Raw genomic sequence first — 26,283 nt, 5'->3', positions numbered from 1 at the left:
CCGGTTACTCCGCGGCCTGGAGGCGCTGCGGCGCGGTTTCCTTCGCCACCATCTTGTCGATCAGCTTGCGCGACCACATCGCGCCGGCGTCGATGTTGAGGTTGTAGAAGATGCGGTCCGGGTTCTCGTCCATGGCGCGCTGCTGCGCTTCGAGGATCAACTCGTCCTCGTGGAAGATGCCGGAGACGCCCTCGCGGATCTCGGAGGTGATGCGCTGCTCACCGAGCTGATAGTTGCGCACGAAGGCCCAGAAATAATGGCAGGTCTTCTCGGTTTCCGGCGTGATGGTGTTGAGCACGAAGCCGTTGACGCCCTGGGAGCGGTCGCCTTCCGGCGCGCCGGTGCCCGTCGGCGCCACGCCGACGTCGATCGCGATGGTGCATGGCGCTTCGAAACGGATGATCTGCCAGCGATCGACGAGACCGGGCTTGCCGAGCTGCTTGGCCCAGAACGGCGGCGGCTCGATGCCGCGCATCCAGCGCGTCACCGTCACCGTCTTCTCGCCATGGGTGACGTCGAACGGCGCTTCGGTGACTGCTTCGTTGCCGATCGAGGAACCGTGCACGAAGGTCTCGTGGGTGAGATCCATGAGATTGTCGAGCACGAGGCGATAGTCGCATTTGACGTGGATGGTCTTGCCGTCGCCGGCCCAGGCCGGATCGTGATTCCAGTGCATGTCCGGAACGAGCGCGGGATCGGCCAGCGCGGGATCGCCCATCCAGAGCCAGATGTAGCGGTGACGCTCGACCACGGGATAGGAGCGCACGCAGGCCGACGGGTTGATGGTCTCCTGCGAGGGCATGAAGGTGCAGCGGCCCTGCGCGTTGAACTTGAGGCCGTGATAGCCGCAAACGACGGTGTCGCCTTCGAGCCGGCCCTTGGACAGCGGCACCAGGCGATGCCAGCAGGCATCCTCCAGCGCAGCCACCGAACCGTCGGCCTTGCGGTACATCACGACATGCTTGCCGCAGATCGTCCGCGGCAACAGCGCCGGCTTGACGTCGGCATCCCAGGCGGCGGCGTACCAGGCATTCATCGGGAAGGGTTTTGTCATCGGTCTCACTCCCACGGATCATGTATGCGTTATGTATACAATAACAGGGAGGTCGCGTCATTCAAGCCTTATTTATGACTACCATAGTACCTATATGACAATTTATGTATACACACCGCGCCCAGGTCGTTTCCTCTCAGATGATGGCGCGCATTACCCTCCCCTAGAGGGGAAGGGCCACTGCGCATGAAGCGAAGCAAGATGCGGAGCGGGTGGGGTGATCCCTCCCCTCGGGCACTGTTAGTCGCGGAGGAACCTTCACCTCCCCCCGCTCGCGCTAACGCGCGATCGACCCTCCCCCTCGAGGGGAGGGTAAGAGAGGCTAGCGGCTACAGCGCAAACACCTTCGCCAGGCCGGCCTGCGCCTCTTGCTGGATCCGCTTCAGGTGCTCGGGGCTGCGGAAGCTTTCGGCGTAGATCTTGTAGACGTCCTCGGTGCCGGACGGCCGAGCCGCGAACCAGCCGAAATCGGTCTCGACCTTGATGCCGCCGAAGGGCTGGCCGTTGCCGGGCGCCTTGCTCAGGGTGGCACGGACGGGATCGCCGGCGAGCTCCTTCAAGCCGAGCTGCTCCGGCGTGACGGACTTCAGGATGGTCTTCTGCGGCCCGGTCGCGGCGACGTCGATGCGGGCGTAATGGGGCATGCCGAACTCGGCGGTGAGATCGCCGAACAGCTGGCTGGGATCGCGGCCGGTCTTCGCCATGATCTCGGCGGCAAGCAGACCGAGGATGATTCCGTCCTTGTCGGTGGTCCAGACCCCGCCGTCGCGGCGCAGGAATGAGGCCCCCGCACTCTCCTCGCCGCCGAAGCCGAAGCCGCCCGTGAGCAGGCCGTCGACGAACCATTTGAAGCCGACCGGCGTCTCGACCAGCTTGCGTCCGAGCTTCTTGGCGACGCGGTCGATGATCGAGCTCGACACCACGGTCTTGCCGATCGCGGCATCCTTGCTCCAGTTCGGGCGGTGCGCGAACAAGTAAGATATCGCGGTCGCCAGATAATGGTTCGGATTCATCAGGCCGCCGGTGCGCGTGACGATGCCGTGCCGGTCGGCGTCGGTGTCGTTGGCAAACGCGACGTCGAAGCGGTCGCGCATCCCGATCAGGCTCGCCATCGCGTAAGGAGACGAGCAGTCCATGCGGATCTTGCCGTCCCAGTCCACCGTCATGAAGCGGAAGGTCGGGTCGATCGCCTCGTTCACCACGGTGGCCTTCAAGCCGTAGCGCTCGATGATCGGATGCCAGTAGTGCACGGCGGCGCCGCCGAGCGGATCGATGCCGATGTTGATGCCGGCGGATTTGACCAGCTCGAGGTCGACGACGTTGCCGAGATCGGCGACGTAGGGCGTGACGAAGTCGGTCGGATGGACGTTCGATGATTTCAGCGCCCTGGCATAGTCCACGCGCTTCACGCCCTCGAGGCCGTCGGCGAGGTAGGCATTGGCGCGCTTCTCGACGACGCCGGTGACATCGGTGTCGGCCGGGCCGCCATGCGGCGGATTATATTTGTAGCCGCCGTCTTCCGGCGGGTTGTGCGATGGCGTGATGACGACGCCGTCGGCAAGGCCGCTCGTGCGCCCTTTGTTGTAGGTGAGGATCGCGTGCGAGATCACGGGCGTCGGCGTATAGCCGCCGTCCTTGTCGATCATGATGTCGATGCCGTTGGCGGCGAACACCTCGACCGCGCTCACCAGCGCCGGCTCGGCCAGCGCGTGGGTGTCGATGCCGATGAAGAGCGGGCCGGTCAGCCCCTTTTCCTTCCGGTAGTCGCAGATCGCCTGGGTGGTCGCGAGGATATGGCCTTCGTTGAACGTGTTCTTGACAGAGGTGCCGCGATGGCCGGAGGTGCCGAACGCCACGCGCTGCGCGGGATCCGCTACATCGGGCTTGCCGGCGAAATAAGCCGTCACCAGCCGCGGAATATTGGTGAGCGCGTCCGGCGAAGCCTGCTTGCCTGCCGCGGGATGAACATCAGCCACTGAACTATCCTCGTCGTTGTCGAATTGAGGCCCTGCCGCACCATAGCATTGGGCTTGCACACGCCAACTCAAAAGCCATCGGCCGACGCCGGCAACAAATGGCCGCATTTGGGTCCATGAATGGGGACATGACCATTCTCGCAACGGCCCTGCTGCTCGCCAGTTCCTTGGTGCTGTCGTCTCCCGGATACGTCGAGCAAACCGGTATCGAACTCAACCCGATGCTGCGCAACGCAGCCGTGGATCATGACCTCGCCAAGGTGAAGCGCCGGTTCGAGCGGGAGCTCCGTAGCGACAGCACGGACAGCCCCGGCGCATCCACCGGGCGCTAGCGCCGCGCGTCGTACTGTCGGCACCGCAATGCAAATTGCGGGATCATGCTATGGTCGAGGTCTTCCGGCTGTTCGAATCGCCTCATGGCTGTCCTGCGCAAGCTGCTCCCCCTGCTGATCGCCTGGCTGATCCCGGCGGGCGGGCCGTCGTCTGCGGTGGCGGCGGAGTTTTACACCGAGGATCTCCGCATCCCCATGGCGGAGGCCGGGCCGCAGGGTCTGGAGGCCTTTCTGGTCCGCCCGGCCGGCGCGAAGCGCTATCCGCTCGCGCTGCTCAGCCACGGTTCGCCGCGCAGCTTCGACGACCGCGCGAGCATGTCCGCGCACCGATATTACGGCATCGCGCTGGAATATGCCCGGCGCGGCTTTGCGGCACTGATTGTGATGCGGCGCGGCTACGGCACCTCGCCCGGCGGACGCGTCGACAGCGTCGGCGGTTGCGCCAAGGCCGCTTACCTCCCCGCCGCCACGGTCGCGGTGGCTGATTTGCGCGCCGCGATCGATGCGATGGCGCGGCGGAGCGACGTCACGACATCAGGCATGATCGCGGCCGGCCATTCCGCCGGCGGGCTCGCGACCATCGCGCTGACGGCGCAGGCGCCGCCTGGTCTCATTGCCGCGATCAATTTCGCCGGCGGCCGCGGCTCGCGCGACGATGACGACGTCTGCAACGAGGATGGGCTGGCGCAGGCTTTCGCCACCTTCGGCAAGACCTCGCGCGTGCCGACACTGTGGGTCTACGCGACCAACGATTCCTATTTCGGCCCTGACCTCGCGCGCCGCCTCCATGACGGGTTTCGCGCCGGTGGCGGCAACGCGACATTCATCGCTGCGCCGCCCTTCGGCGACGACGGTCACTATCTCTATTCGGTGGCGAGCCGTCCGCAATGGACGCCCTATGTCGACGCCTTCCTGCGCGAGCGCGGCCTCCTCGGTCGCGACATCCTGGGCTTGCCCGAGACCTTACCGCCGCCGCGCCAGCTCAACGAGGCCGCCAGGGGCGAGTTCGCGCGCTATCTCGCCAGCATGCTGCCGCACAAGGCTTTCGCGGTCTCGCCGAACGGCGGCTATGGCTGGCGCGCGGGACGCGTCACGGCCGAGGAGGCCCAGCGCGACTCGCTGGCTGCCTGCCTGAAATGGTCGCAGACCTGCACGCTCTATGCGATCGACGACCATCTGGCCGGGCCGTTGCAAGCGCCCCCCACCGATCAGAGCGCCCGCGCGCGGCAGTGACCGCGCGGGAAGCCGGTTGTTAACTCCGGCGATTTATGACGGAGCAATGCTGTGGGATCGGGCACGCTTCAATCTCGGCGCAACGTGGAGACACGTGGCGGTCGTCCTGCTGTTGTCGGCCCCGCTCGGCGCGCACGCCGCAGACGGCGCCACGGAGCTCGGCGCCGGCGAGACGCCGTCATCCCGGGCCCTGATCCGGAAGATCATCGAGCGAGAAACCGCGAAGACCGACTTACCGGCCGACATCGCCGAAGCGGTCGTCTTCGTCGAAAGCGGCTACAATTCGGCCGTCATCGGCAGCGTCGGCGAGATCGGCCTGATGCAGGTGCGGCCCGAGACGGCGGCGATGCTGGGCTTCCGGGGCAGCGATGCGGAACTCGCCGAACCCGACATCAACATCCATTATGGGGTGCTTTATCTCAGCCAGGCCTGGCGTCTGGCCGGCGGGGACATCTGCCGCGCCCTCATGAAATACCGGGCAGGCCATGGCGAGGAAGCCATGACGCCGCGGTCGCAGGTTTATTGCAACCGGGCCCGCAACCGTCTCGCCGCCTTGAACTCGAAGGCGCCCGAGGCCGCGGTCGCGACCGTACCGGAGCCGGCGCCGGCGCCCCGCCCCACTCCCGCCGCGCCCGCAGCGGTCCCGGCAAAACGGGTGAACACATCGAAGGTCGCGGCGCAGCCCAAAACCGTCTATGCCCGCTATCGTCAGGGCACCGCGGCGGCCAGCCGCGCCTATTGGGCTGCTCACGAGGCCAGGGTCAGCCGGATCAAGGCGCGCATCGAGGCGAAATGGAAGCGGGTCGCTTCGCGCTGACGAGGTTGCGTTACAGCCGCTCGCTGAGCGCGAGCTTGTAGCCGACCCCGGTGACGGTCGCGATCACCGGCGTGCCGCTGCCGACGAGCTTGCGGCGCAGCCGCGCCACCAGCGCGTCGACCGTGCGGATGTCGACCTCGGCCTGGCGGTTGCTGACGACTTCGATCAGATAGTCACGGCTGAGCGGCCGTCCGTCGGCGCCGACCAGCGCCGCGAGCAGGTCGAACTCGGCACGCGTCAGCGCCACCGGCTTGCCATCGCTGCCGAGCAGCTCGCGCCGGGTCAGGTCGATGATCCAGTCCCCGAAGGCGATCGAATTGTGGTTGCGCGCCGCCTTGCGGTCGAGCGAGCGCCGCCGCAGCACGCTGCGGGCGCGCGCCAGCAGATCGCGCAGATTGATCGGCTTGGTGACGTAGTGGTCGCCGGCGATCTCGAGGCCGAGGATGCGATCGACGTCGGTGTCGCGGCGCGTCACGAAGATGATGCCCGCGTTGCTGGTCGTCTGGATCTCCTTGGCGAGCTCGAAGCCGTCGCCGTCGGGCAGCTGCAGGTCGAGGAAGACGAGATCGGTGCGCGCGCGCAGCGCCTGACGGCATTCCGCGCAGGAGCCGGCGCCGACCACGTCGAAATTGTTGTCGCTGAAATAGCCGACCAGCATCGTCCGCGTCACCGGATCGTCCTCGACGACGATCAGCCGCTCGCGGCCGGCGGGACGCAATTCCCGAAGTGCGGAATCAACCACGGTCTTGGGTGTCCTGTTTGCCTGCGGCCCGCCTTGCAAATTCAAGCCGCCGCGCAATGCGCTGTCATGTGAACGGACATTCACGACTTGTTCGAGCCCCCGAAATTAGCCGCCGCAATAATAGGCGCGTTGCGACGCGCAAACAATATTGCTCATGGTCTCCACACATTAAGTATGAAGTGGCCCACAATTCTCATCGCGCGCATCAATGTGCAGGGTGGGCCCTGTCGCCGGCATTGCACCCAGCCTCGGCCACCGATCCCGAACATTCGAAACCGGGCTCAACCCCCGGTTAAGGTAAAAAAGGCGTTCGGCTTCGGAAAGCCCGGCGCCGCCACTATGGTCGCGCCAGCACAAAACCACGGAGCAGGCGTGATGCAGGGGCAGGCCCGGTTGGCTGCCGGTCGAACCGAGCAAGGCACAGTGCCGTTCGCTCGTTCACACACGCTCGATGTCCTGCGCGGCCTCGCCATCGCCGGCGTGATGGCGATCCATGTCTCGCAGGCATTTCCGTCGAATATCCGCGCCATCGATTTCGCCTTCATGTGCGGCTGGACCGGCGTCAACGTGTTCTATTTCGTCAGCGCCATGACGATGTGCTTGATGTGGACGCAGCGCACCGAAACCAGTCCGACGCGCAAGTTCTATATCCGCCGCTTCCTGCGTATCGCGCCGCTGTTCTGGCTCGCGATCCCGATCTATCTCATCATCAACGGCACCGGACCAAGCGACAATGCGCCCAATGGTATCGGGCCGCTTCAGGTGATCCTGACCGCGACCTTCCTGCACGGCTTCTGGCCGGACAGCGTCAACAGCGTGGTGCCCGGCGACTGGTCGATCGCAGCGGAGATGACCTTCTATCTCGTCTTCCCGCTTCTGATCACCGCATTCGGGTCGCGCCGTCATCGCTATCTCGCGCTGGCGATCGTGCTGCATCTCGTCAATGTCTTCCTGTTCAAGCCGTGGGCCTTCGCGCTGTTCTCGGCCTATTACGGCCCCGGCCACGGGGCGTTCGTCTGGACCACGCTCCACCTCAGCTTCCTGAACCAGCTTCCGGTCTTTCTGGTCGGATGCGCTCTGTTCTTCTCGCTGCGCGACGGCTTTGCCAAGTCGGACGCCGCGATCTATGCCGTCTTCATCGCGCTGTCCTTCATCGCCGACCGCGTCACGGGCTCACACGAGTTCAACTATCTCATGATCAACCTCGTGCTCGGCGCGCTGGTTGCCGGTTGCATCAAGCTTGCCATCCGCTTCCAGCCGCTCGAGGCGCTCGGCCGCAATTCCTATTCGATGTACCTGTCGCATTTCGCGGTGGTCTACGGCCTGCGTCAGCTCTGGCCGCTCGCGGACGGGCTGGTTTCGCTGCTCATCGCCTATGTCGCCACCGCCGCGCTGAGCTATCTGATCGCACGCGCCACATGGCATCTGGTCGAACGGCGCGCGCAGGACCTGGCGCATCGCCTGACATCAACGGGATCGGACCGGTCAAGCCTCCGGCCAACCGTCGCCGCCACGGCGACCAGCATGCGCTGAACGACCACCACCCGCTCCCCGCCGATCAGGTGCGGCTTGCTTCATTGCCGCCTTCGACTCTACTGTGAAGACTCTTCACACGGGAGTGGGCACCATGGAGGTCATACTGCTCGGCACCGGCGGCCCGCGCCCGGACCCGCGGCGCATGGCGACGACCACGCTGATCAGGCTCGGCGACGAGAACATCCTGTTCGACGCCGGCCGCGGCGTCGTGGTGCAGCTCAGCAAGGCCGGCGTTCCACTCGGCGCGATCAACACGGTCTTTCTCACGCACCATCACTTCGACCACATCGGCGACCTCTACGACGTGATGCTGAATTCATGGATGCACGGACGCAAGGACGCGTTGCGCGTCCATGGTCCCCCGGATACCGAACGGCTCGTCAACACGCTGATCACGCAGGTCTACGACAAGGACATCGCCTGGCGCGATCAGGGCGAGCCGAGCCTCGGCGGCTGGAAACCCGTCGTCGCAGCCGACATCATACCGGGTCCCGTTCTCGACACCGGACGCTGGAAGATCAGCGCCGAGCTGGTCGAGCATGGCGACGGTCTCGACATGCAGCCGGCCTTCCTCGCGCGGTGGATGTGCCTCGGCTACCGCTTCGAAGCCGAGGGCAAGGTCATTGCGATTTCCGGCGACACCGTCCCCTGCCCCGGGCTCGAGCGGCTGGCACAGGGAGCCGACCTGCTCGTCCAGTGCTGTTTCCTCGCAACGCCGGAGATCACCAACGAGCACCTTCGCCGTCTTGCGAAATTCACGATCGCCTGCGGCGACACCGTCGGCAAGGTGGCGGCCAAGGCCGGCGTCAAGAAGCTCGCGTTGACCCATCATCGGCCGCGTACCAACGACGCCATGCTGAACGCACTGCTCGAAGATGTCAGGCAGGACTATTCGGGTCCTGTCGTGCTCGGCGAGGATCTCACGCGGATCGAACTCTGAGGGCCGTCGCCCGGCCCGCAACGGGATGTGCGCGCGGCCTTCCGGCATCAGGACGATCCGACCTCGATCCGGAACGACAATTGCTCTTCCGCGCCTGCTGCGATGTGCATCAGGCCGGGCTTGTCGCTGAACTCGCCGTCGAACCCGGCTGGACTGGCGTAACCGCGCCAGGGCTCGATGCAGAGGAAGGGTGCGCCGGATGGTTTCGACCAGACGCCAAGCTCGCGAAAGCCGCGCCAGGACATTGTGAGCCAGGGACCGGTGGGCGCGGCATAGCGGACCGCGTTGCTCTCGATCCGGTCGAAGATGACGGCATCGTCGGTGAAAAGGGATTCGGACAAGGGGAGCACCGCACCTTTGACCGGGCTCGGCTCCGTTGCCGGGCGCAGCAATCCGCCATCGAGACGGCGGACGGGAGACGATTCCGCGCTCGCGAAAGTCAGCGAATAGCTCTCCTTGGCAAGCCCCGGCTGGAGCGGCCAGTTGAACGCGGGATGACCGCCGATCGAAGCCGGCAATGTCTCCTTGCCTTTGTTGGCGATCGTGAGAGTCAGATCGAGGCCGGCGCTGTCGAGCGTATAAGTTGCGGTCAGCCGGAATGCGAACGGGTAGAGCGCACGCGTCGTCTCGCTGTCTTCGAGCACCAGCACGCAGCGGCTCTCGCCGCGCTCCCTCCACGCAAAACGGTTGTCGCGCGCAAAGCCGTGCTGGGTCAGCCGGTAGGTCTTGCCCCGGTGCCGCAATTCGTCCCTGGCGAGGCGCCCGACGATCGGAAACAGCAATGGCGCATGGCGCAGCCATTCCGGCCCCGCCTGCCAGACGAATTCGGTGGTGCCGTCCTTCAACGAGCACAGCTCGGCGCCATGCGCCTTGATGGTCGAGACAAGTCCGCCGCTGCGGAGAGTGTGGGTATCGTCACTCATGGCCGACATCTACACTGCGCCTCCAACCGCAGCAAGGCGGGCACCAGCCATGCGCGGAGCGTCGGCACCGTGCAGAGCTGCGTCATATTTCTGTACCTAACGGTTGCTCCTTTACGGGTTCGTCCACCGCCTGCGTCTCGCAGCCCGGGCGAATTCCGATCAACCATTGTGGTAGCCAATTGAAATTCTTCATCAACGGCCGCTTTTTATCGCAAAAACTCACCGGCGTTCAGCGCTACGCTGCCGAGATCGTCAAGGCGATCGACGCGCAGCTGGCATCGGAGCAAACGCCGGCGTCGCTGCGAAATGCAGACTGGCAATTGCTGACGCCCGTGGATGCAAGCGAGGACCTTCACCTCGAGCGAATCAAGGTCCGCAACGTCGGCCGCTTGCGCGGGCACGCCTGGGATCAAATCGATCTGGCGCGGGCCGCGGCGGGAGGCCGCTTGATCAGCCTGGCCAATGCCGGCCCGGTGTTCCATCGCGACCACATTGTCGTGATCCACGACGCGCAGGTTTTTCGCAGGCCCGACTTCTTCAATTGGCGTTATCTGGCCGTTCACCGCACGATGGGCCGGCTGCTGGCCCGACATGCAAGCATCGCAACCGTATCCGCTTTTTCGCGCAAGGAGCTTGCCGAAGTGCTGAATCTGTCGGCAACCGCGATCCCGGTTTTTCCCAACAGCGCAGAGCATTTCGCCAAGACGAAGCCTGATCCGGACATCATTGCCCGACTCGGCCTCCAGCCCCGGAAGTTCTTTCTCTATGTGGGCTCGCGGACCAAGAACAAGAATCTTTCGGTCGCGATCCGAGCGGTCCAGCTGCTCGATCGGGCCGACGTTCCGCTGGTCATCGTCGGAGGCGATAACAGCAAGGTCTTTCAGGACAATTCAGGCGATGGAGCCTCCGGCCTGCTGCTGGCCGGGCGTCTCACGGACAGCGAGATCGCGGCGCTCTATGCGCACGCGTCGGCGTTCGTATTCCCTTCGCTCTATGAGGGTTTTGGCGTGCCGCCACTCGAAGCCATGATCTTCGGTTGCCCGGTCATTGCCTCGACGGCCGATGCCGTCGTGGAGACATGCGGCGACGCCGCTGCGTATTTTAGCGCCAGCGATGCCGAAGCGCTGAAGCAGCTCATGCTCGAAAGACTGGCAACGGGTGCCGTCTCCGATCAGGAACGCATGCGGCAGCACGATCGCGTTGCATTCTATTCGTGGAAGAAATCGGCGAAGGCCCTGCTCGATCATCTCGCAGGCCCGGCAAACGTCGCCAGCGCTGCTTGAAATTCGACACGACTCGCCCGTTGCGCGCAATGGTTCCTGCACAAACCTTTTGCAACTTGCTGCCTGATGCATGGTTCCATGACATTTCTTTCGCTTTTACAGCGATCGCACGCACGCGAATGATCATGGCGCAACATCACCACATCGCTGCCCCATTATCGCTACGTATTCGAGGAACTGTGTTTCGCACTAGCGAACACAGAACAGGGATACACGATGTCCGGCTCTCCGACGCAGCCTTATGCGAGGCAAACGATGAAAGTGCTGCACATCGCCGAGACGATTCGGGGCGGGATTGCGAGCTACCTGAACGAGTTGCATCCCCAGCAACAGGCAAGCTTCGGCGCGGACAATGTGCATTATGTCGTGCCGTCGGATCATCGTCGCGATCTTCCAGGGGTCGATGACAATCACATTACGACGTTCGAACGACCCAGCCGCGGCGTCGCCGGACTCTTCCAGATGCTGCGCGCGAGCATGCAGGCCCTGGATGCCTTCCGTCCTGATGTCGTGCACCTGCATTCCTCGTTCGCGGGCCTCGTGCTCCGCCCTGCGCTTGCGGCCCGCTCGGACGGACCGCGCGTCGTCTATTGTCCGCACGGCTGGGCGTTTTCGCGCCAGACCGGCCGGCTCAGTCACGTGGTGACGAAGGCGGCGGAGAACCTGCTCGCACGAACGTCGGACCGAATCATCTGCATCTCCGGCGACGAGTTCAACGAAGCCGTCCGGGCGGGAATTCCCGCCGACCGCCTCACGCTCGTCCATAACGGCATCTCGAAGACGCGCTCGCCGCAGCCCGTCGCGGCAGACTGGACCTCCAAGAAGGTCAAGGTTCTCTTCATCGGGCGCCTGGACCGTCAGAAGGGCTTCGATCTCCTGATCGAGGCGGCGCGCGAACTCGAAGACGTACTTGATGTCCGTATGATCGGCGCCTCCGTCGTCAACAAATATGAAGGCCCGAGCGTCCCGCCTAACGTGTCCCTGCTGGGCTGGCTCGACCGCCCGACCATCGAGACCCAGCTCGAGGCTGCCGATCTCGTCGTGATCCCGTCACGATGGGAGGCCTTCGGCCTCGTTGCCCTGGAAGCGATGCGCGCAGCAAAACCCATCCTGGCGTTCCGCAGCGGAGCATTGCCCGAGATCGTCGTCGACGGCGTCACCGGCGTGCTTTGCGAGCCCGTCGCCGTTCAGCCGCTCGTCGACGGTTTTCGGCGGGCGCTCGATTTCGATCTCAAGGTGCTGGGACAGCGCGGCTACGACCGGTTCAAGCAACTCTATGACGTTCAGAAGACGCATGGGCAGTTGCAGCAGGTCTATCTCGAGCTGCTCCAGAACGAAGGGACGCCGGTCGCGGCGAAGGCGGGACTGCAATCGGATCTCTCCAAGAATTTCTGATGGCTCGACTATTCGCACGCACCTTGGTTCGCGACAGTCTCCGCCTCGCGAGCCTCATCGCATCCGTTTTCCTGCCGGTCTCCGTCTGCGCACAGCAGGCGCAGCCGCTCGATGCCCGATTCCTGCTGGGGGTCGGCACGCATCAGGGCCTGGGTGGCCCGGTGAGCCCGCGCGGATACGTGCCTGCGGAGAACGTCACCCAGATCAAGCAGCTTGGCCTCAACGCCTTCCGCGACGATTTTCCCTGGTCCGATTTCGAGGTGGGGGGACGCCGGATGGGGTTCACGTCCAGGCTCAGCCGGCTGGAATCGCAAGTCAGGTCCGGCGTCGCCCGCCCCCTTCTGATCCTTGCGTTCGGCCATCATCTGGTCCCGAATTCCACGCCGCCGACGACCGATGAGGCGCGGCAGCGGTTCGCCGATTATGCGGCGGCGGCGGCGCAATCGGTCCTGCCGCAGCACCCACTCTTCGAACTCTGGAACGAATGGAATCTGGCGGCGAAGAAAGACGCCGCGTTCTCGCCGGAGAACTATCTGGCGCTCGCGCAAGTCGCGCGGCCGGCGGTCAAGCGGGTTGCACCGAATGCGCCTTTCCTGGTCGGCGCGCTCGGCGACGATCCGGGCTGGACATGGACGGAGAAGATGCTGCGAACCGGCATCCTTCAATATGCCGACGGCGCTTCGATCCATCTCTACAATTTCTGCATGGGCCCGAGCAAACGCACCTCGGCCGAGATCATCGACCGGCTCACGGCGTTTCACCGCCTCGTCGGCCAGGCAAGCGGAAACCCCAACTTCCCGATCTATGTCACCGAGACGGGCTGGACCACAGCCAGCAACAAATGCGGCGTCAGTGAGCAGGCCCAGGCCGACAATACAGCGCAGCTCATCCTGTGGGCGTCGACCGCGGCCCGCTGGCTCAAGGGCATGTGGCTCTATGAGCTCAAGGACAGTGGAAAGAATCCGTCCGAGCTGGAGGACAATTTCGGGCTCTATCGTTTCGACAATTCGCCAAAGCCGGTCGCCTGCGCGGCTCAAGGCGCCTGGGCCTTCATTCGCTCCAGCCTGAGTGCCGAGCGACGCGAGCTCGCCAGCGGCGTCGTGTCGATCAATGCATCGACGGCCTCCGGCGGCAGAATTGCCGTCTGGTCCGAGGCTCCGGACCGGCGCTACGAAATTCGGCTCAAGGGAGATCAGCAAGGCGCAAGCTTTGCGATGCCATGCGACCAGGCGGCGAAGCCTGCGTCCGGGGTCTGGATTCCCGTCTCGAGCACACCTGTTCTGATTGCAGCCAATGACAGTGCCGTTCCCACCCTGGAGATCAGGCCGGCGCGGTAGAGCCGATTTTGCAGACATGAGGTTGACGCGATGAAAGTTCTTTTGACATCCACGCTTTATCCGACGCCTCAGGCACCCAAGATCGTCGGCGGCGCGGAGATCTTCGCCCGCCGTTTCGCCGAAGGCCTGGTGCAACGCGGTGACGAGGTGGAAGTGATCCGGGCCGCATCCACCCCCGAGCAGGCCCCGGAAACCTGCGACGGCATCAACATCTACTCCGCTCCGGTGCGGAACGTGTATCTGCCCTTCACGGAGCAGAAGAACATCGCATTGCGCAGCATCTGGCACGCAATCGACGACTGGCAGATGCAGGCACCCTTGATCGCGGAACGTATCCGGGCCTTCAAGCCGGACGTGCTGCACTCCAACAATCTGTCGGGCCTCACCACCGCGATCTGGCGCGTCGCCGCCCAGCTCGGCGTTCCCGTGCTTCATACGCTTCACGACTATTACCTGACCTGTCCGCGCTGCTCCCGCTTCGACCACGGACGATCCTGCGAGCACACCTGCACGAGCTGCGGAATTCTGACCTTTCATCGCAAGCGTGCCACGCACTGGCTCAGCGCCGTGGTCGGCGTGAGCGAGCGCGTCCTGTCCATTCATACCGATATGGGCATGTTCGCGGAGACGCCGATCCGCACCGTGATCCGCAATGCCTCGACCGAGCCGCCGCAGTCGCCCTATCCCCGTCCGATTTGCACCACCGAGGTGACGTTCGGATTCATCGGCCGCCTCACCGAGGAAAAAGGCATCGACAATTTGATGCGAGCTCTGGCGCTGCTGCCCCCGGATCGCATCCGCATGATGATCGCCGGCCGAGTCAGCGACGAGGAGCAGCGACGCCTCAGGACGCTCGCGCCGGATGCGCGAATCGAGTTCATGGGCTTCGTGGCGCCGGACGATTTCTACAAGCAGGTCGACGTGGTGGTCGCGCCCTCCATCTGGCACGACCCCGGTCCCCTGGTCGTCGCAGATGCCAAGGCGGCCGGCAGGCCGCTGCTCGGAACGCGCTTCGGCGGCATGCCCGAGGTCATCCAGCACGGGGTGACCGGCTGGCTGACCGAAGCCGATCCGCAATCCCTGGCCAAGAGCATGCTCGCGGTCGCAGCCGACCCGCACAAGATCGACGAGATCAGCCGGCGCCTGATCGCCGATACCAACAAGTGGATCTTCTCGGACGTGCTGTCTTCATACAAGAACCTGTATGAACAATTGCGCGAGCAGCGGATGTCGCAGGTGCGCGCAGCAACGGCCGAAGCGCCGCAGGGAGCGGCGATCGTCGGTAAGGAGCGCCTCATTCCGCGATGACACGCCTGTTCGCGATGGCGGGCTACGTCTATCAGAGCGCCGCGGCGATCATCCTGATCTTCGCGATCAGCCATCTGCTGCCCGCCGCCGACTACACCAACTTTTCCCTCGCGCTGGCCTCGAGCCAATTGCTCTGCGTGCTGATGTTCGAATGGCTGCAGCTGGCCGGACTGCGTTTTCTGGCGGCAGCCAAGGAGGACGAGGCGGCCCGGCTGAGGTGGTCGCTGCTTGCGGCCGGCCTGACGAGCGCGGCCGCGCTCGTCGTGGTCGGGAGCTGCGCGTCGCTGACCAGCGTGCTGCCGAGAGGGATTATCGCGCTGGGCCTGAGCATCTCCGTCCTCCAGGGACTGACGGATCTCTATTTCCTGTCGATCCGCCTGTCCGACCGGCTCGGCATCGCCTCCGTGCTTCTGGCGCTGCGTGCCACCGCCCTTCTGGCCGGTGCCGTCGCCGGAGGCGTGATCTCGGGAACGGCCGAAGCGGCGCTGCTCGGCATCGCGTCGGGGCACGCTCTGGGCCTCCTCGCCGGCCTTGCCGCCTATCGCACGCCGATGGAGCGCGTGTCGTTGCAGAGGATGCTGGCCGACTGGAAGGAATTCTCCCGCTACGGCATGCTTGCGGCGGGCGCGTCCGTCATCCATTTGTCGGTGCCGGTGCTGCTCCGTGTCATCGTCATCGGCCGGCTGGGCGCGACGGGGGCCGGGGCCGGATTTTCGATGGCGCTCGACCTGCTGCAACGTCCCTTCTGGGTTCTCAATGCGGCGATCCACACCGTGAGCTATCCCGAGGTGGTCCACGATTTCGAGCACGCAAGCGGCGCAAAATCGGTGCAGTCGGCGCGGCGGATGTTCGAATTCATGATCTGCACCACCCTGGTGCTGCTCGGCGGACTGATTGGATTCATTCCAGATGCAGCCCATATCCTGGTGCCGCAGGCGAGCCTGGCCGGCTTTCTCGAGACGGCGCCAATGGTCGCCGCCTTCTATTTCCTGCACACCCATCTGCAGGCGACGATCGCGGTCGTCCCCCATCTCGAGAAGCTGGCGACCAGGCTGGTCCTCGTCGCGGCCGGCCAGCTCGCTCTTGTCGTCGCCTTCGCGCTGGTTGCGACCTCGGTCGGCCTGTCCCCGCGCGGCGCAGTCGGCTGCGCTGCGGTCGCCACGCTCGCGACCATGCTGGTCGCACTCGGTCCGACCCTGCGCTTTGAGGCATTCCCGCGCTGGCCGCTCGTCATGCAGGCCCTGGTGGCCGCGATCCTGATCGGATCGCTCGGCTCGATGCCGACGGAGCCCGCGACATGGCTCGCCGGCAAGATCGTGATCGCAGCGATTGCGACCGCGGTCATTGGATGGCGCGGGGACTTTCTGATGCCGGCCCGCCGCGGCTGATCCTCGCACCTCTTGCGATGCAGATCGGGTTCCGGTGCGGAACGGGCCCTCAGCAACGCGCTCCTGCCGCATCCCTGAGCATCCACAACTCCTACGGGTAAATCATGGGGTTTAACCGCCCATGGAAGCGGCATCCACGAACTTCCCGTGCAGGACAGAGTGCGAGCTGCGCGAAAGCACGAGGCGAAGATACTCCGAACGGCGGACACGAGCGCCACATCGCGGCGTCGCAACACCCGTCGTACGAAATCCTTCGCGCCGCCTGCGCATACATTCAGCAGTGCAAATCGCGAAAATCTTGAAAGCGCCTTCCTCGCGCCACGCTGAACCGGCATCGCATCGATATTCTGCTGCTGCCGAGCAAGTCTGTTCCTGCACAAGGAACCGCGTTTCGCTCGCGATTTGCAGCTTCGTTTTTATCTGAAATTCACACTCGACAGAGAAGCTTGAACGCAAATCCTGCGAGCAATTTCGTTCGCGCTGAAATCGAGTGTGCAATGTCCGATCAAACCATCCTGTCCGCCAGCGGCTTCATCAACTCCATTGGCGTCAACACCCACGCCGGCTTCGGGTGGACCGGCTACAACAATCTCGCGCTGATGGTCGACGACCTCGAGTATCTCGGCGTCACCCACCTCCGCGACGCGATGGGGACCAGCCCGGCTGCGCAACCCGTCGTCGATGGCCTGGCCGCCGCCGGCTACAAGTTCGACTTCCTGGTGTCGTCCGCCCTGCCCCAGACCGGCACAACCGGACTGCAGAACTACATCGCCTCGCTCGAGAAGTTCGCGGTGAGCCATCCGGGCAGCATCAGCGCCATCGAAGGGCTCAACGAGGCCAATCACCAGCCCTTCAGCTACAATGGCAGCTCGAGCCTCAGCGCCGCGGCCCAGTTCCAGAGCGCGCTCTACCAGGCCGTCAATGCCAACGCCACGCTCGGCAGCATCCCCGTCTACAATCTGTCACTGGCCTACAACGATCCGCAAGGCTACAGCCAGCTCGGCAACATGTCGGGCTCGGTCGACTACGCCAACGCCCATGCCTATGTCAGCACCAGCCTGACGACCGGCAGCTCGATTTCGGCAACGCTGAGCGCCGTCATGACCGCGGCGCCGGGCAAGCCCGTCGTCATCACCGAGACCGGCTACACCACCCAGGCCAACACCCAATATCTCGGCGTCGACGAGACGGTGCAGGCCAAATCGATCCTCAACACCCTGGTCGATGCCTACAAGGCCGGCGTGAGCGCCACCTATCTCTACGAGCTGTTCGATCGCGACTCGTCCGCCGGCAATACCAATCCCGAGGCCAATTTCGGATTGTTCAATTCCGACGGCTCGCCGAAGCTCGCCGCCACCGCCATCCACAATTTGACGACCATTCTGGCCGACGACGGCAAGGGCAGCCTGCAGCCGACTGATCCGTTGAACTACACCCTGAGCAACATGCCGGCGACCGGCAACAGCATGGTGCTCGGCAAGAGCAACGGCGCCTACGAGCTCGTCGTGTGGGCGGAGCCGAAGCTCTGGAACGATTCCACCGATAGCGAGGTGTCAAACACCGCCCAGACGGTCACCGTGAATCTCGGCGGCGTGCATCATTCGGTGAAGGTGTACGACACCCTGACGGGAACCACGGCGATCGCCAGCTACACCGACGTCAGCTCGATCACGATTCCGGTCAGCGACCACCCGCTGATCATCGAGATCGACGCGCCCCCGGCCACGTCGACTCCGCCGGACACGAGGACCACCGTCAGCGGCTCGGCCGCCGAGATCGTGCCGCAACTGTCCGACCTCAGCGAGTCGACGGCACTGCAGACCATCACGCTGACCGGCTCGCACGTCCTGCCCGTCGCCTCCAAGGCGACCATGGACTACATCATTGCCCATTACGGCAGCGCCCTCTCCAAGATCCAGGGCGGCTACTCGTTCTCGGTGACGAACTCGGCCGCGACCTGGAGCAGCACGAAGACTTATAGTTCCAGCGGAGCGCTCGTGTCGAAGTCGGATACCGGCCTGAATTCGAGCGGGCAGCCGACCTCGACCACCGTGGCCTACACCGACGGCTCCAAGGACCTGATCAGCTACACGGGCGGCGTGAAGACGAAGTTCGTTCACGTCGGCACCGACGCAACCAGGACCACCGACACCTACAACACCGCCGGCACCCTTCTGAGCGAAGTCGTCCAGAAGTCCGACGGCTATTACTCCACCACGCTCTACACGAGCGGCGTGAAGACCGCCGCCTATGTCAAGAATGCCGACGGGACGCAGGACAATTACACCTACGGCATCACGGGCAAGAGCTTCACCACCCAGGTTCAGCATCTCGACGCCTCGGGCAAGGTCACCTCGGTGACCCGCAGCCATGCCGACGGCTCGCTGGACTCGACGCAGGTCTACAACAGCGACGGCAGCAGCGTGATCACCACCTACAGCGCTGCCGGCGTGAAGCTGGTCGAGACGGCCTATCACGCCGACCACAGCAAGGATGTCTGGACCTACAACATCACGGACCAGAACTACACGACCGAGCACGACGTCTACAGCGCCACCGGCTTCCTCACCAGCCTGACGCGCCTGCACAGCGACGGCAGCCTCGCCTTCAAGCTCACTCAGACCACGGACGGCACCAAGACGACCGATTGGTACAATGCCGCCGGCAGCCTCACCAGCGAGGTGGTGCAGAAGGCGGACGGCACTACGTCGACCACGACCTACAGCAACGGCGTCAAGACCAATACCTATGTGAAGAATGCCGACGGCAGCCAGGACAATTACGCCTTTGGCATCACCGGCCAGAGCTACACCACGCTGATCCAGCACGTCGATCCCTCGGGCAAGGTCACGGCCGTGACCCGCAAGCATGCCGACGGCACGCTCGACTACACCCAGATCATCTACGCCGACGGCGGCAGCGTCGTCACCAATTACGACGCTGCGGGGACGCGGACCAAGGAAACCGACTTCCATGCCGATGGCAGCAAGGACGTTTTCCTCTTCAACATCACTGGCCAGAGCTACACGACCGAGCACGACATCTACGATGCGACCGGCTTCCTCACCACGCTGATCCGCAAGCACGCCGACGGCAGCATGGCCTTCAAGCTGGTGCAGACCGCCGATGGGACCAAGACGACCGACTGGTACGACGCCAACGGCGTCCTCACCAGCGAGGTGTTCCAGAAGCCGAGCGGTTACAGCTCGACGACGGTGTACACCAACGGCGTCAAGACAGCGGCCTACATCACCAATGCCGACCAGAGCCACGACAATTACAGCTACAACATCACCGGTCAGAGCTACACCACGCAATACCAGCACCTCGACCCCACAGGCCAGACGACCGAGGTGACCCGCTGGCATGCGGACAACTCGCTCGACTACACCCAGATCATCAACAGCGACGGCAGCAGCGTGGTCACCAACTACGATGCGTCGGGCGTCAAGAAGACGGAGACCGACTACCACGCCGACGGGTCGAAGGACGTCTTCCAGTTCAACGTCGTCGGCCAGACCTACGCGAACGAGCACGACACCTACGATTCGACCGGCTTCCTCACCAACATCGTTCGCACCCACGCCGACAACAGCCTGGCCTTCACACTGGAGCAGAGCGCCAACGGCACCAAGACCTCCGACTGGTACGACGCCCACGGCGTCATCACCAGCGAGGTGACCACGAAGCTCGACGGTTACAGCTCCACGACGGTCTATACCGGCGGCGTGAAGACCGCCGCCTATATCAAGAATGCCGATGGCACGTCGGATAACTGGAACTACAACGTCACCGGGCAGTCCTACACCACCCAGCATCAGCACCTCGATGCCTCCGGCAAGCTGGTCGACCTCACCCGGACCCACGCCGACGGCACCCTGGACTATACCCAGGTCATCCACGACGACGGCAGCAAGCTGACCGATATCTATAGCAGCGCGGGCGTGAAGACCCAGGAGATCGCCAACAACACCGACGGCTCGAAGGACGTCTTCCTGTTCAACTTCAACGGACAGACCGGCACCACGCAGCACGAGAACTACAACAGCGCCAGCGCGCTGCAGTACTTCGATCAGACCAAGACCGACGGTACCCACAATGTCACGGCCGTCGCCAGCGGCGTGACGATCCAGGGCGGGGCCGGCAACGACGTGTTCTCGGCCTCACCGAACGCGACCACCATTGCCTACGACCACGGCCAGGACCAGATCCTCAACTTCCAGGCCGGCGACGGCACGACTCACGACGTGGTCCAGATCTCGAAACTGCTGGCGGCGGACTACAGCCACCTGCAAATCACGCAGTCCGGCACCAACGCGCTCATCACGTTCTCCGCCACCGACTCGATCCTGCTGAAGAACGTCTACGTCTCCAGCCTGACGAGCCACGACTTCCTGTTCGTCTGAGCACGGCGAATTCGAGCCCAGAGGGCCGGGACCATGTCGGTCCCGGCCCCGTCGTTTGTTGGGCGCCTGCCTGATCGATGAGCAGTACGCCGGCTGCCATTCGCAATGGGATGGCTCCCATGAATGCGGGCGAGCTGCCCCGATTGCGCCGCATCGGCCAACGCGCAGCGAACTTGCGTCACAATTCGCCGTTAGAAACGGAGACGAACCGCGCAAGGACTCCGAGGCCCGATGGAAGCCAGTGAAGCAAGACGTTTCGTCGTTCTCGACTTCTACCGCTTCGTCGCCGCGCTCGGGGTCTTCATCTTCCACCTGAAGCTGATCGACACGGGCATCTCGCCGGCGTGGAACGGGTCCTATGGCCTGTTCGTGGACATGTTCTTCATTCTGTCCGGCTTCGTAATCTCCTACTCTTACCCGTCCGACGCGCGCGGTGTGGCCGCCTATTCCCGCTTCATGATCCGGCGTATTGCGCGGATCTATCCGCTGCACCTCTTGAGCCTGCTCGTCTTCGTGGTGCTCATCGGCGTCGGGCTGGAACGCACGGCCCGCTCGACCCCGCTGGACTTCCTGTACAATATCCTGCTGCTACAGGCCTGGGGCGTCACCGATCACCTCAGCTTCAACTCGCCGTCCTGGTCGATCAGCGCGGAGTTCTTCTGCTATCTGGTGTTTCCGCCCTTGATGCTGTTCGCGCGCAAGGTCCAGCCGATCGTGCTCGCTGCGATCGTTGCGGCGCTCTATCTGGTTCTCGCCCACGGCCATCTGCCGATCTGGCAGGAGCGGTCGCAGATGTATGGCGCCAATTTCGACTACGGAATGCTCCGCGCACTGCCGAGCTTCCTGAACGGCATCCTGCTCGCCATACTGTTCCGGATGTCGCATCCTTACCGGAACAAGCGGATGATCTTCGCCGGCATCGGCATGTTCGGCGTCTCGGTGCTCGTCCTCAACGTCTTCGCCAAGCCCGACCTCGCCATCCTGCTGTTCTCCTGCGCCATCCTGCTCACGGCGGTCGGCGAAAGCGCCTTCAAGCAGTTTCCGGGCGCCCGCCTGCTCGGCCGGCTCGGCAACACCTCATATGCGATCTACATGCTGCACGACGCCGTTCTCATTGCCGTGTTCAAGCCGCTCTGGACCTGGCTCGGACTGCGGCCCGATCAGTTCGGCCTGTTCGCCCTGGCGTGCTGCGTGGTCCTGACCGTCATCGCGGACCGCACCTACGCTTATTTCGAGAATCCCGCGCGGCGCCTCATCAATCGCTGGGCCGACACCGGCGCTCCCTCCTCGCGCAAGGTCCAGACGGCCACCGCCGAGACACCCATGCGTTTCGACAACACCGAGCGGGCAGTCAACTGACTGCCCTGCCGATGACGTGAGCGGCGTTCAGGCGACCTTACCGTCGGCCGCCGGCACAATCCGCATCGCGCTCTCGCCCAGCAGCGGCGCGACATTGGCGCGGGACAATTCCATGACGCCAGGCAGAGCCTGACGGACCTGCTGGCCGACGGCTTCGTGCGCGCCGAGGAAATGCTGCAGAAACGTCTCGAAGCTGTCGCCGACGAGAAACTGCGCGGGCGACAGCAACAGCTGTTCGCTGACGCCGAAATGCGCGAACAGGCCCTGGAATTTGTCCTGATAGGTAATCGCTGCGACGGGCGTTCCCTGCCCGAGCGCCGCAATCGCCAGATGCATGCGGCCGGTGATCACGCCATCGACCAGACCGACGACGGCCTTGATCTCGCCAGCCGACAGCACCTGATCGACGTGATGCACGCGGTCGCCCAGCGCGGGCTTGAGACGGGCGGCCAGCGGCCGGAGGCAATTGTCGTCGGCGATCTCCGGGCGGTAGTCGTGCGCCAGCAACAACCAGCTTGCATTGTGCTCGCGAGACAGAAGCTCCATGGCGCCCGCCGCGCGGTCTATCATTTGCCGCAACTTGGCCGGCTCCGGCTTCTTGAACAGCATCGGATGGATGTTGAAGACGAAGACCTTGCGGCCCTGCTCGCGCTGCCGCGCGATCGCGGCCGCGATCTGCTTCACTGCGGCCGTATCCGTCCGCGGCGTCAGCATGAATGCGGCGTCAGCGACCAGATGGGCGCGCTTGCGGGCGAAATCGTCGAAGCGCCGAAGGGAGATCGCATCACGCAGATTCAGGACCACGCCCGGATCGAGCAGCCGGAATACCTCGCGTAGCGCTTTCGCCGGGCGGGAGTTGAAGCTGAAGCCGAGCACGCTGACCTTGGCGCCGAACGCCGCCATCAGATCGGCAACCAGCAGCATGCGCGCGGCATCCACCGGAGAATAGTAGCCGTCGAGCACGTCGGCGCCCAGGACCAGCCCGAAATCCGGCCTGGTGAGCGACAGCTCCTGCGCCACCGTCTCATAGGAGAACGGCTGCCTCCAGAGCTCGAGCGGCTCGAAGCCCATCGCGCGCACGTCCGCGCTCGCCGTTGCGGTCGCTGTGATGATGTAGACCTCGAGGTTGGGATAGGCCCGCCTCATCTCCCCGGCCGCCGCTTCGATCATGGCCTCGTCGCCGCGCGACTGATGAACGCTCCAGGGATCGGAGGGAAGCACGACCAGCCGGCGAGGATTGTTGCGCGGCGCGCCGTTGACGCCGACGTCCTTGCGGGCGATCTGCCACCTGCGCAGCTCGAGCAGATCGAGTGCCAACGGCGTATTCTTCGCGCTGTTGAGCCAGCCTCGGAGCTGCCGGCGTACGGGCACGGGGATCAATTGCTTCACGACATCCTCCTCGTCTTCATCAGGCGGTCGCACCGCGCTTCACGACGAACTCGATCAGGGAAAGGACCTGCTTCCGCCAGAACAGCAGAAGGCCGGTCAGATAGGTCACGCCAAAACAGGACGACAGCAATCCCATCCGCAAATAGGGATTCATGCCGGGCGTCGCCTCGCGGCACAGCGCGACCGCGCCGTAAGCCAGGACGATGGCGCACAGGCAGCCCGCAATCGGACGCAGGAACTGGCCCCAGCTCAAGCCCAGCAGCCGGAGCGCCAGCGTGAACGTCACGGGTGTCACCACGAGCTGGGAGAACGCGAAGATCGTGGCCAATTGGCCGATGTCGCGCGACGGAAGCAGGAACATCGCCGGCACGACCGTACAGAACTTCAGGATGTTGAGTACAAAGACGTAGTTTGGTTTGCCCAGAGCGCCGAAATAAGCGCTGTTGACGAACTGTACCGTCTGCACCGCCCCGATCAGCATCAGCGGCCGCATCACCGCTTCGCTGCCGCCCCACTTGGCACCGAACAACAGCAGGGAAAACTCCGGCGCGATCGCCGCGAGGAGCACGAAGACCGGAGATCCGATCAGCGCACCAAGGCTGACGCTGCGAAGATAGGCGCCTGCGATGCGGTCTCGCTCATGTGCAATCTTGGACAATGCACTGAGCGCGACGTCCATGACCGCCTGGGTGAGCAGCTGCATCAGGATGATGTAGACCCGCGCACCGACCGTGTAGATGCCGAGCGCCGCGACGCCATAGAGCGACAGGATGATCATGTCGATCGTCCGCACGATGGCGAAATCCAGCAGCCTGTTCAGCACGACATGGATGCTGTAGCCCGAGAGCTCGCGAAAACTTGTCATGTCGTGGCCGCGCATCGGCAGCCATCGCGGCTGGCTCCAGAGCCACAAGCCGCTGATCGCGCTCTGGACGACGACCTGGATCACGAGGCTGAGAGCGCCAAACCCGGCATAGGCGCAGGCGATGCCCACGACGCCGGACACGGCGGTTGCCACCATAGTCCTGACCGCGAGCACGCGAAAATCCATCTGGCGCTTGTAGAGCGCCTCCTGGAACAGGGTGGCGGTGCCGATCGGCAGCGCGAGAGAGGCAGCTGTCAACAGCGGCGCGAGCCCCTTCACGTCGAGCCAACGCTCGATGTCGGTTGCGAGCAGCGCAATCAGGACGGCCAGAAGCGCCGAGGCTGCAAACGAGCAGAAAAAAGGCAGCGTCACGTCGGCGGGCTCGAGCGTCCGCCGCTGAATCAGCGCGTCACCGAAGCCGAATTCGGCGATCGAGCTCAGAAGCAGCAGGATGAAGGCGACCAGCGCGGCAAGGCCGAAATCGGCAGGATTGAGCAGCCGCGCCAATACCAGGAACAGCACGAACGACAGTGCGCGGCCGCCCCAATTCTGTGCGAGCGACCAAAACAACGCCACCACGACCTGATGTTGTTTGCCCTGCGTGACGTTCATCAACAATTCGACCCAATTCCGACAGATCCAACCACAATCGCAGACTAGACGACGTGGCACGATGCGGCCGTGACGTCACCATCTCCGATCACGGCGGAGTACTGATTGCTCGCTACGTTACGACGGAGTGATGGCAATCAGATGAGTGCCGTCACGTTTCCGATTTAGAGTGGAAGTGAGTTCAAATCGTGGACTACACTCCAATCAACCTTTGCAAAGTGATGCAAAATGGATGCCTTGATGAATTCGCCTGCCCAGCGTTCTCTCCGCAACTCCAGGCGCTTGCGTGTAGCGATCTACGCACCGCATTTTGCGGAATATTCCTACCGGCTCGCATCGGGATTGGCGCATCATTGCGACGTTCGCCTCGTGCTCAACCGCAAGGATGCCAACCAGCAATGGGAACTGGCCGATATCGCCGTGGCGGCGCCATTTCAGACCCGGATTCGCGACCTGAGCCTGCGCCGTGGTGGCGCGATCGGCATCCCGGCCTCGTTCCTCGACATAATTTCGTTTCGTCCGGACGTGATTCATTGTCACGAAGTTCCGGAGATCTACACGTCCAAGCTGATCCAGTTCCTTCGTCCCCTCGGCATCCCTCTCGTGTTGACGGTTCACGATGCGATTCCGCATTCGGAAGGCGGCTCCGGCACCTCGCCACGCGAGGACAGCTGGCGTGAACGCATGCGCGCCGCCGCGTCGGTCGTTACGACGCACGGCGAGAGCTGCATTGCAGATTTCCGCCGCGCGTCACCCGACTTCAAGGGCGAGACGGTTTCCAGCATGCACGGCGTGCTCATGGTTCCGCCGGCCAGGGGTACGATCACCGCGCCCGAATCCACGCGCATCCTGTTTTTTGGACGGATGTGGGCCTACAAGGGCCTGGACGTCTTCATCGACGCGATCGACATCTTGGCCCGGCGCGGCGTGGCGCACGAGGCGATCGTTGCCGGCCGCGGTCCCGAGATGACGCGGCTCGGCGCGCGGATGGCGGCGATGCCGACGGTCAAGACCATCAATGCCTACATTTCACCTGCCGATACCGGGCGACTGTTTCAATCCGCCGCCGTAGTCGCCTTGCCGTACAAGGATGCGACGCAGAGCGGCGTGCTTGCATCGGCTTACGGCAATGCGCGTCCCGTCGTCGCCAGCGCCACCGGCGGCATTCCCGACGTCGTCACCGACGGTGTCAACGGGCTGCTTGTTCCTCCCGGCGATGCCACGGCACTGGCAGATGCGCTCGAACGCGTGCTGACCTCGAAACCTCTTGCCGCGACATTGACCGACGGCGCGCGGCAGACCGCGGCCGGCATCTTGAACTGGGACCGCATCGCCGAAGGATTGCTGGGCTCCTATCACAAGCTCGCGGGTCGTACCGTGAGCTGACC

The 26,283-nt window shown here is 64.1% G+C and carries 19 protein-coding genes; 13 read left to right on the top strand and 6 right to left on the bottom strand.

The window, feature by feature from the left end; translation table 11 throughout:
• Nucleotides 1-4 precede the first annotated feature (4 nt).
• Both AC0WRY_RS08150 and pgm read right to left on the bottom strand, forming a co-directional pair.
• Nucleotides 5-1,054: an aromatic ring-hydroxylating dioxygenase subunit alpha gene (locus AC0WRY_RS08150; RefSeq protein WP_194406511.1), complete on the bottom strand. Its 1,050-nt coding sequence runs from the start codon at nucleotides 1,052-1,054 to the stop codon at nucleotides 5-7.
• Nucleotides 1,055-1,383: 329 nt separating this feature from the next.
• Entirely contained in the window at nucleotides 1,384-3,030 is a 1,647-nt protein-coding gene (pgm, locus tag AC0WRY_RS08145) for a phosphoglucomutase (alpha-D-glucose-1,6-bisphosphate-dependent) (protein WP_194406510.1), read from the bottom strand.
• 128 nt (nucleotides 3,031-3,158) lie between these two features.
• Here pgm and AC0WRY_RS08140 point away from each other — a divergent pair, with 128 nt between their 5' ends.
• From AC0WRY_RS08140 to AC0WRY_RS08130, 3 genes are all read left to right on the top strand, one after another.
• Nucleotides 3,159-3,362, top strand: coding sequence for a hypothetical protein (locus AC0WRY_RS08140; RefSeq protein WP_194406509.1), 204 nt, complete (start codon nucleotides 3,159-3,161; stop codon nucleotides 3,360-3,362).
• Nucleotides 3,363-3,446: 84 nt separating this feature from the next.
• The gene (locus AC0WRY_RS08135) at nucleotides 3,447-4,595 is read left to right on the top strand and encodes an alpha/beta hydrolase family protein (protein ID WP_194406508.1); all 1,149 of its coding nucleotides are present in this window, start codon (nucleotides 3,447-3,449) and stop codon (nucleotides 4,593-4,595) included.
• A 46-nt stretch (nucleotides 4,596-4,641) separates the two neighbouring features.
• Complete coding sequence (locus tag AC0WRY_RS08130; protein WP_194406507.1) at nucleotides 4,642-5,412, top strand: transglycosylase SLT domain-containing protein; 771 nt, start codon at nucleotides 4,642-4,644, stop codon at nucleotides 5,410-5,412.
• A gap of 10 nt (nucleotides 5,413-5,422) precedes the next feature.
• Here AC0WRY_RS08130 and AC0WRY_RS08125 read toward each other — a convergent pair whose 3' ends face one another.
• A complete protein-coding gene (locus tag AC0WRY_RS08125) occupies nucleotides 5,423-6,238 on the bottom strand; it encodes a response regulator transcription factor (RefSeq protein WP_194406506.1) in 816 nt (271 codons plus the stop codon).
• Nucleotides 6,239-6,529: 291 nt separating this feature from the next.
• On the opposite strand from AC0WRY_RS08125, the gene AC0WRY_RS08120 reads away from it, so the two are divergent.
• Both AC0WRY_RS08120 and AC0WRY_RS08115 read left to right on the top strand, forming a co-directional pair.
• Complete coding sequence (locus AC0WRY_RS08120; protein WP_194406505.1) at nucleotides 6,530-7,687, top strand: acyltransferase family protein; 1,158 nt, start codon at nucleotides 6,530-6,532, stop codon at nucleotides 7,685-7,687.
• A 94-nt stretch (nucleotides 7,688-7,781) separates the two neighbouring features.
• Complete coding sequence (locus AC0WRY_RS08115) at nucleotides 7,782-8,630, top strand: MBL fold metallo-hydrolase (protein ID WP_194406504.1); 849 nt, start codon at nucleotides 7,782-7,784, stop codon at nucleotides 8,628-8,630.
• A gap of 47 nt (nucleotides 8,631-8,677) precedes the next feature.
• Here AC0WRY_RS08115 and AC0WRY_RS08110 read toward each other — a convergent pair whose 3' ends face one another.
• Entirely contained in the window at nucleotides 8,678-9,553 is an 876-nt protein-coding gene (locus tag AC0WRY_RS08110) for an aldose 1-epimerase family protein (protein ID WP_194406503.1), read from the bottom strand.
• 179 nt (nucleotides 9,554-9,732) lie between these two features.
• Between AC0WRY_RS08110 and AC0WRY_RS08105 the strand changes: the two genes are divergently transcribed.
• The 7 genes from AC0WRY_RS08105 (at nucleotide 9,733) to AC0WRY_RS08075 (ending at nucleotide 22,029) form a co-directional block, all read left to right on the top strand.
• Nucleotides 9,733-10,836, top strand: coding sequence for a glycosyltransferase family 4 protein (locus AC0WRY_RS08105; protein WP_194406502.1), 1,104 nt, complete (start codon nucleotides 9,733-9,735; stop codon nucleotides 10,834-10,836).
• Between the two features lie 255 nt (nucleotides 10,837-11,091).
• Nucleotides 11,092-12,231: a glycosyltransferase gene (locus tag AC0WRY_RS08100; protein WP_194406501.1), complete on the top strand. Its 1,140-nt coding sequence runs from the start codon at nucleotides 11,092-11,094 to the stop codon at nucleotides 12,229-12,231.
• A complete protein-coding gene (locus AC0WRY_RS08095) occupies nucleotides 12,231-13,568 on the top strand; it encodes a hypothetical protein (RefSeq protein ID WP_491122914.1) in 1,338 nt (445 codons plus the stop codon). The genes AC0WRY_RS08100 and AC0WRY_RS08095 overlap by 1 nt, the downstream gene beginning before the upstream one ends.
• A gap of 30 nt (nucleotides 13,569-13,598) precedes the next feature.
• Nucleotides 13,599-14,876: a glycosyltransferase family 4 protein gene (locus tag AC0WRY_RS08090; RefSeq protein WP_194406499.1), complete on the top strand. Its 1,278-nt coding sequence runs from the start codon at nucleotides 13,599-13,601 to the stop codon at nucleotides 14,874-14,876.
• Complete coding sequence (locus AC0WRY_RS08085; protein WP_194406498.1) at nucleotides 14,873-16,264, top strand: hypothetical protein; 1,392 nt, start codon at nucleotides 14,873-14,875, stop codon at nucleotides 16,262-16,264. Before AC0WRY_RS08090 ends, AC0WRY_RS08085 begins: the two co-directional genes overlap by 4 nt.
• Before the next feature lie 497 nt (nucleotides 16,265-16,761).
• On the top strand, nucleotides 16,762-20,670 hold the full coding sequence (locus AC0WRY_RS08080) for an RHS repeat protein (protein ID WP_194406497.1): 3,909 nt from the start codon (nucleotides 16,762-16,764) through the stop codon (nucleotides 20,668-20,670).
• A 231-nt stretch (nucleotides 20,671-20,901) separates the two neighbouring features.
• Nucleotides 20,902-22,029, top strand: coding sequence for an acyltransferase family protein (locus AC0WRY_RS08075; RefSeq protein ID WP_194406496.1), 1,128 nt, complete (start codon nucleotides 20,902-20,904; stop codon nucleotides 22,027-22,029).
• Nucleotides 22,030-22,056: 27 nt separating this feature from the next.
• Here the strand turns inward: AC0WRY_RS08075 and AC0WRY_RS08070 are convergent, their stop codons facing one another.
• Entirely contained in the window at nucleotides 22,057-23,418 is a 1,362-nt protein-coding gene (locus tag AC0WRY_RS08070; RefSeq protein ID WP_246776438.1) for a polysaccharide pyruvyl transferase family protein, read from the bottom strand.
• Nucleotides 23,419-23,437: 19 nt separating this feature from the next.
• Nucleotides 23,438-24,895 (bottom strand): lipopolysaccharide biosynthesis protein, encoded by a 1,458-nt coding sequence (locus AC0WRY_RS08065; protein ID WP_194406494.1) that lies wholly within the window; start codon nucleotides 24,893-24,895, stop codon nucleotides 23,438-23,440.
• A 240-nt stretch (nucleotides 24,896-25,135) separates the two neighbouring features.
• On the opposite strand from AC0WRY_RS08065, the gene AC0WRY_RS08060 reads away from it, so the two are divergent.
• The gene (locus tag AC0WRY_RS08060; RefSeq protein WP_246776437.1) at nucleotides 25,136-26,281 is read left to right on the top strand and encodes a glycosyltransferase family 4 protein; all 1,146 of its coding nucleotides are present in this window, start codon (nucleotides 25,136-25,138) and stop codon (nucleotides 26,279-26,281) included.
• Nucleotides 26,282-26,283 lie beyond the last annotated feature (2 nt).

Source organism: Bradyrhizobium sp. T-12 (assembly GCF_058314695.1).
Note: the sequence above shows the minus strand (reverse complement) of the source record. Positions and strands in the feature narration are given on the sequence as shown.

Bases quoted from the DNA above. Each gene is read 5' to 3' on its own strand.
- AC0WRY_RS08110 (WP_194406503.1), bottom strand. From the start codon at position 9,553: ATGAGTGACGATACCCACACTCTCCGCAGCGGCGGACTTGTCTCGACC.
- AC0WRY_RS08090 (WP_194406499.1), top strand. From the start codon at position 13,599: ATGAAAGTTCTTTTGACATCCACGCTTTATCCGACGCCTCAGGCACCC.
- AC0WRY_RS08150 (WP_194406511.1), bottom strand. From the start codon at position 1,054: ATGACAAAACCCTTCCCGATGAATGCCTGGTACGCCGCCGCCTGGGAT.
- AC0WRY_RS08130 (WP_194406507.1), top strand. From the start codon at position 4,642: ATGCTGTGGGATCGGGCACGCTTCAATCTCGGCGCAACGTGGAGACAC.
- AC0WRY_RS08060 (WP_246776437.1), top strand. From the start codon at position 25,136: ATGAATTCGCCTGCCCAGCGTTCTCTCCGCAACTCCAGGCGCTTGCGT.
- AC0WRY_RS08140 (WP_194406509.1), top strand. From the start codon at position 3,159: ATGACCATTCTCGCAACGGCCCTGCTGCTCGCCAGTTCCTTGGTGCTG.
- AC0WRY_RS08085 (WP_194406498.1), top strand. From the start codon at position 14,873: ATGACACGCCTGTTCGCGATGGCGGGCTACGTCTATCAGAGCGCCGCG.
- AC0WRY_RS08120 (WP_194406505.1), top strand. From the start codon at position 6,530: ATGCAGGGGCAGGCCCGGTTGGCTGCCGGTCGAACCGAGCAAGGCACA.
- AC0WRY_RS08065 (WP_194406494.1), bottom strand. From the start codon at position 24,895: ATGAACGTCACGCAGGGCAAACAACATCAGGTCGTGGTGGCGTTGTTT.
- AC0WRY_RS08135 (WP_194406508.1), top strand. From the start codon at position 3,447: ATGGCTGTCCTGCGCAAGCTGCTCCCCCTGCTGATCGCCTGGCTGATC.
- AC0WRY_RS08115 (WP_194406504.1), top strand. From the start codon at position 7,782: ATGGAGGTCATACTGCTCGGCACCGGCGGCCCGCGCCCGGACCCGCGG.
- AC0WRY_RS08075 (WP_194406496.1), top strand. From the start codon at position 20,902: ATGGAAGCCAGTGAAGCAAGACGTTTCGTCGTTCTCGACTTCTACCGC.
- AC0WRY_RS08100 (WP_194406501.1), top strand. From the start codon at position 11,092: ATGAAAGTGCTGCACATCGCCGAGACGATTCGGGGCGGGATTGCGAGC.
- AC0WRY_RS08080 (WP_194406497.1), top strand. From the start codon at position 16,762: ATGTCCGATCAAACCATCCTGTCCGCCAGCGGCTTCATCAACTCCATT.
- AC0WRY_RS08095 (WP_491122914.1), top strand. From the start codon at position 12,231: ATGGCTCGACTATTCGCACGCACCTTGGTTCGCGACAGTCTCCGCCTC.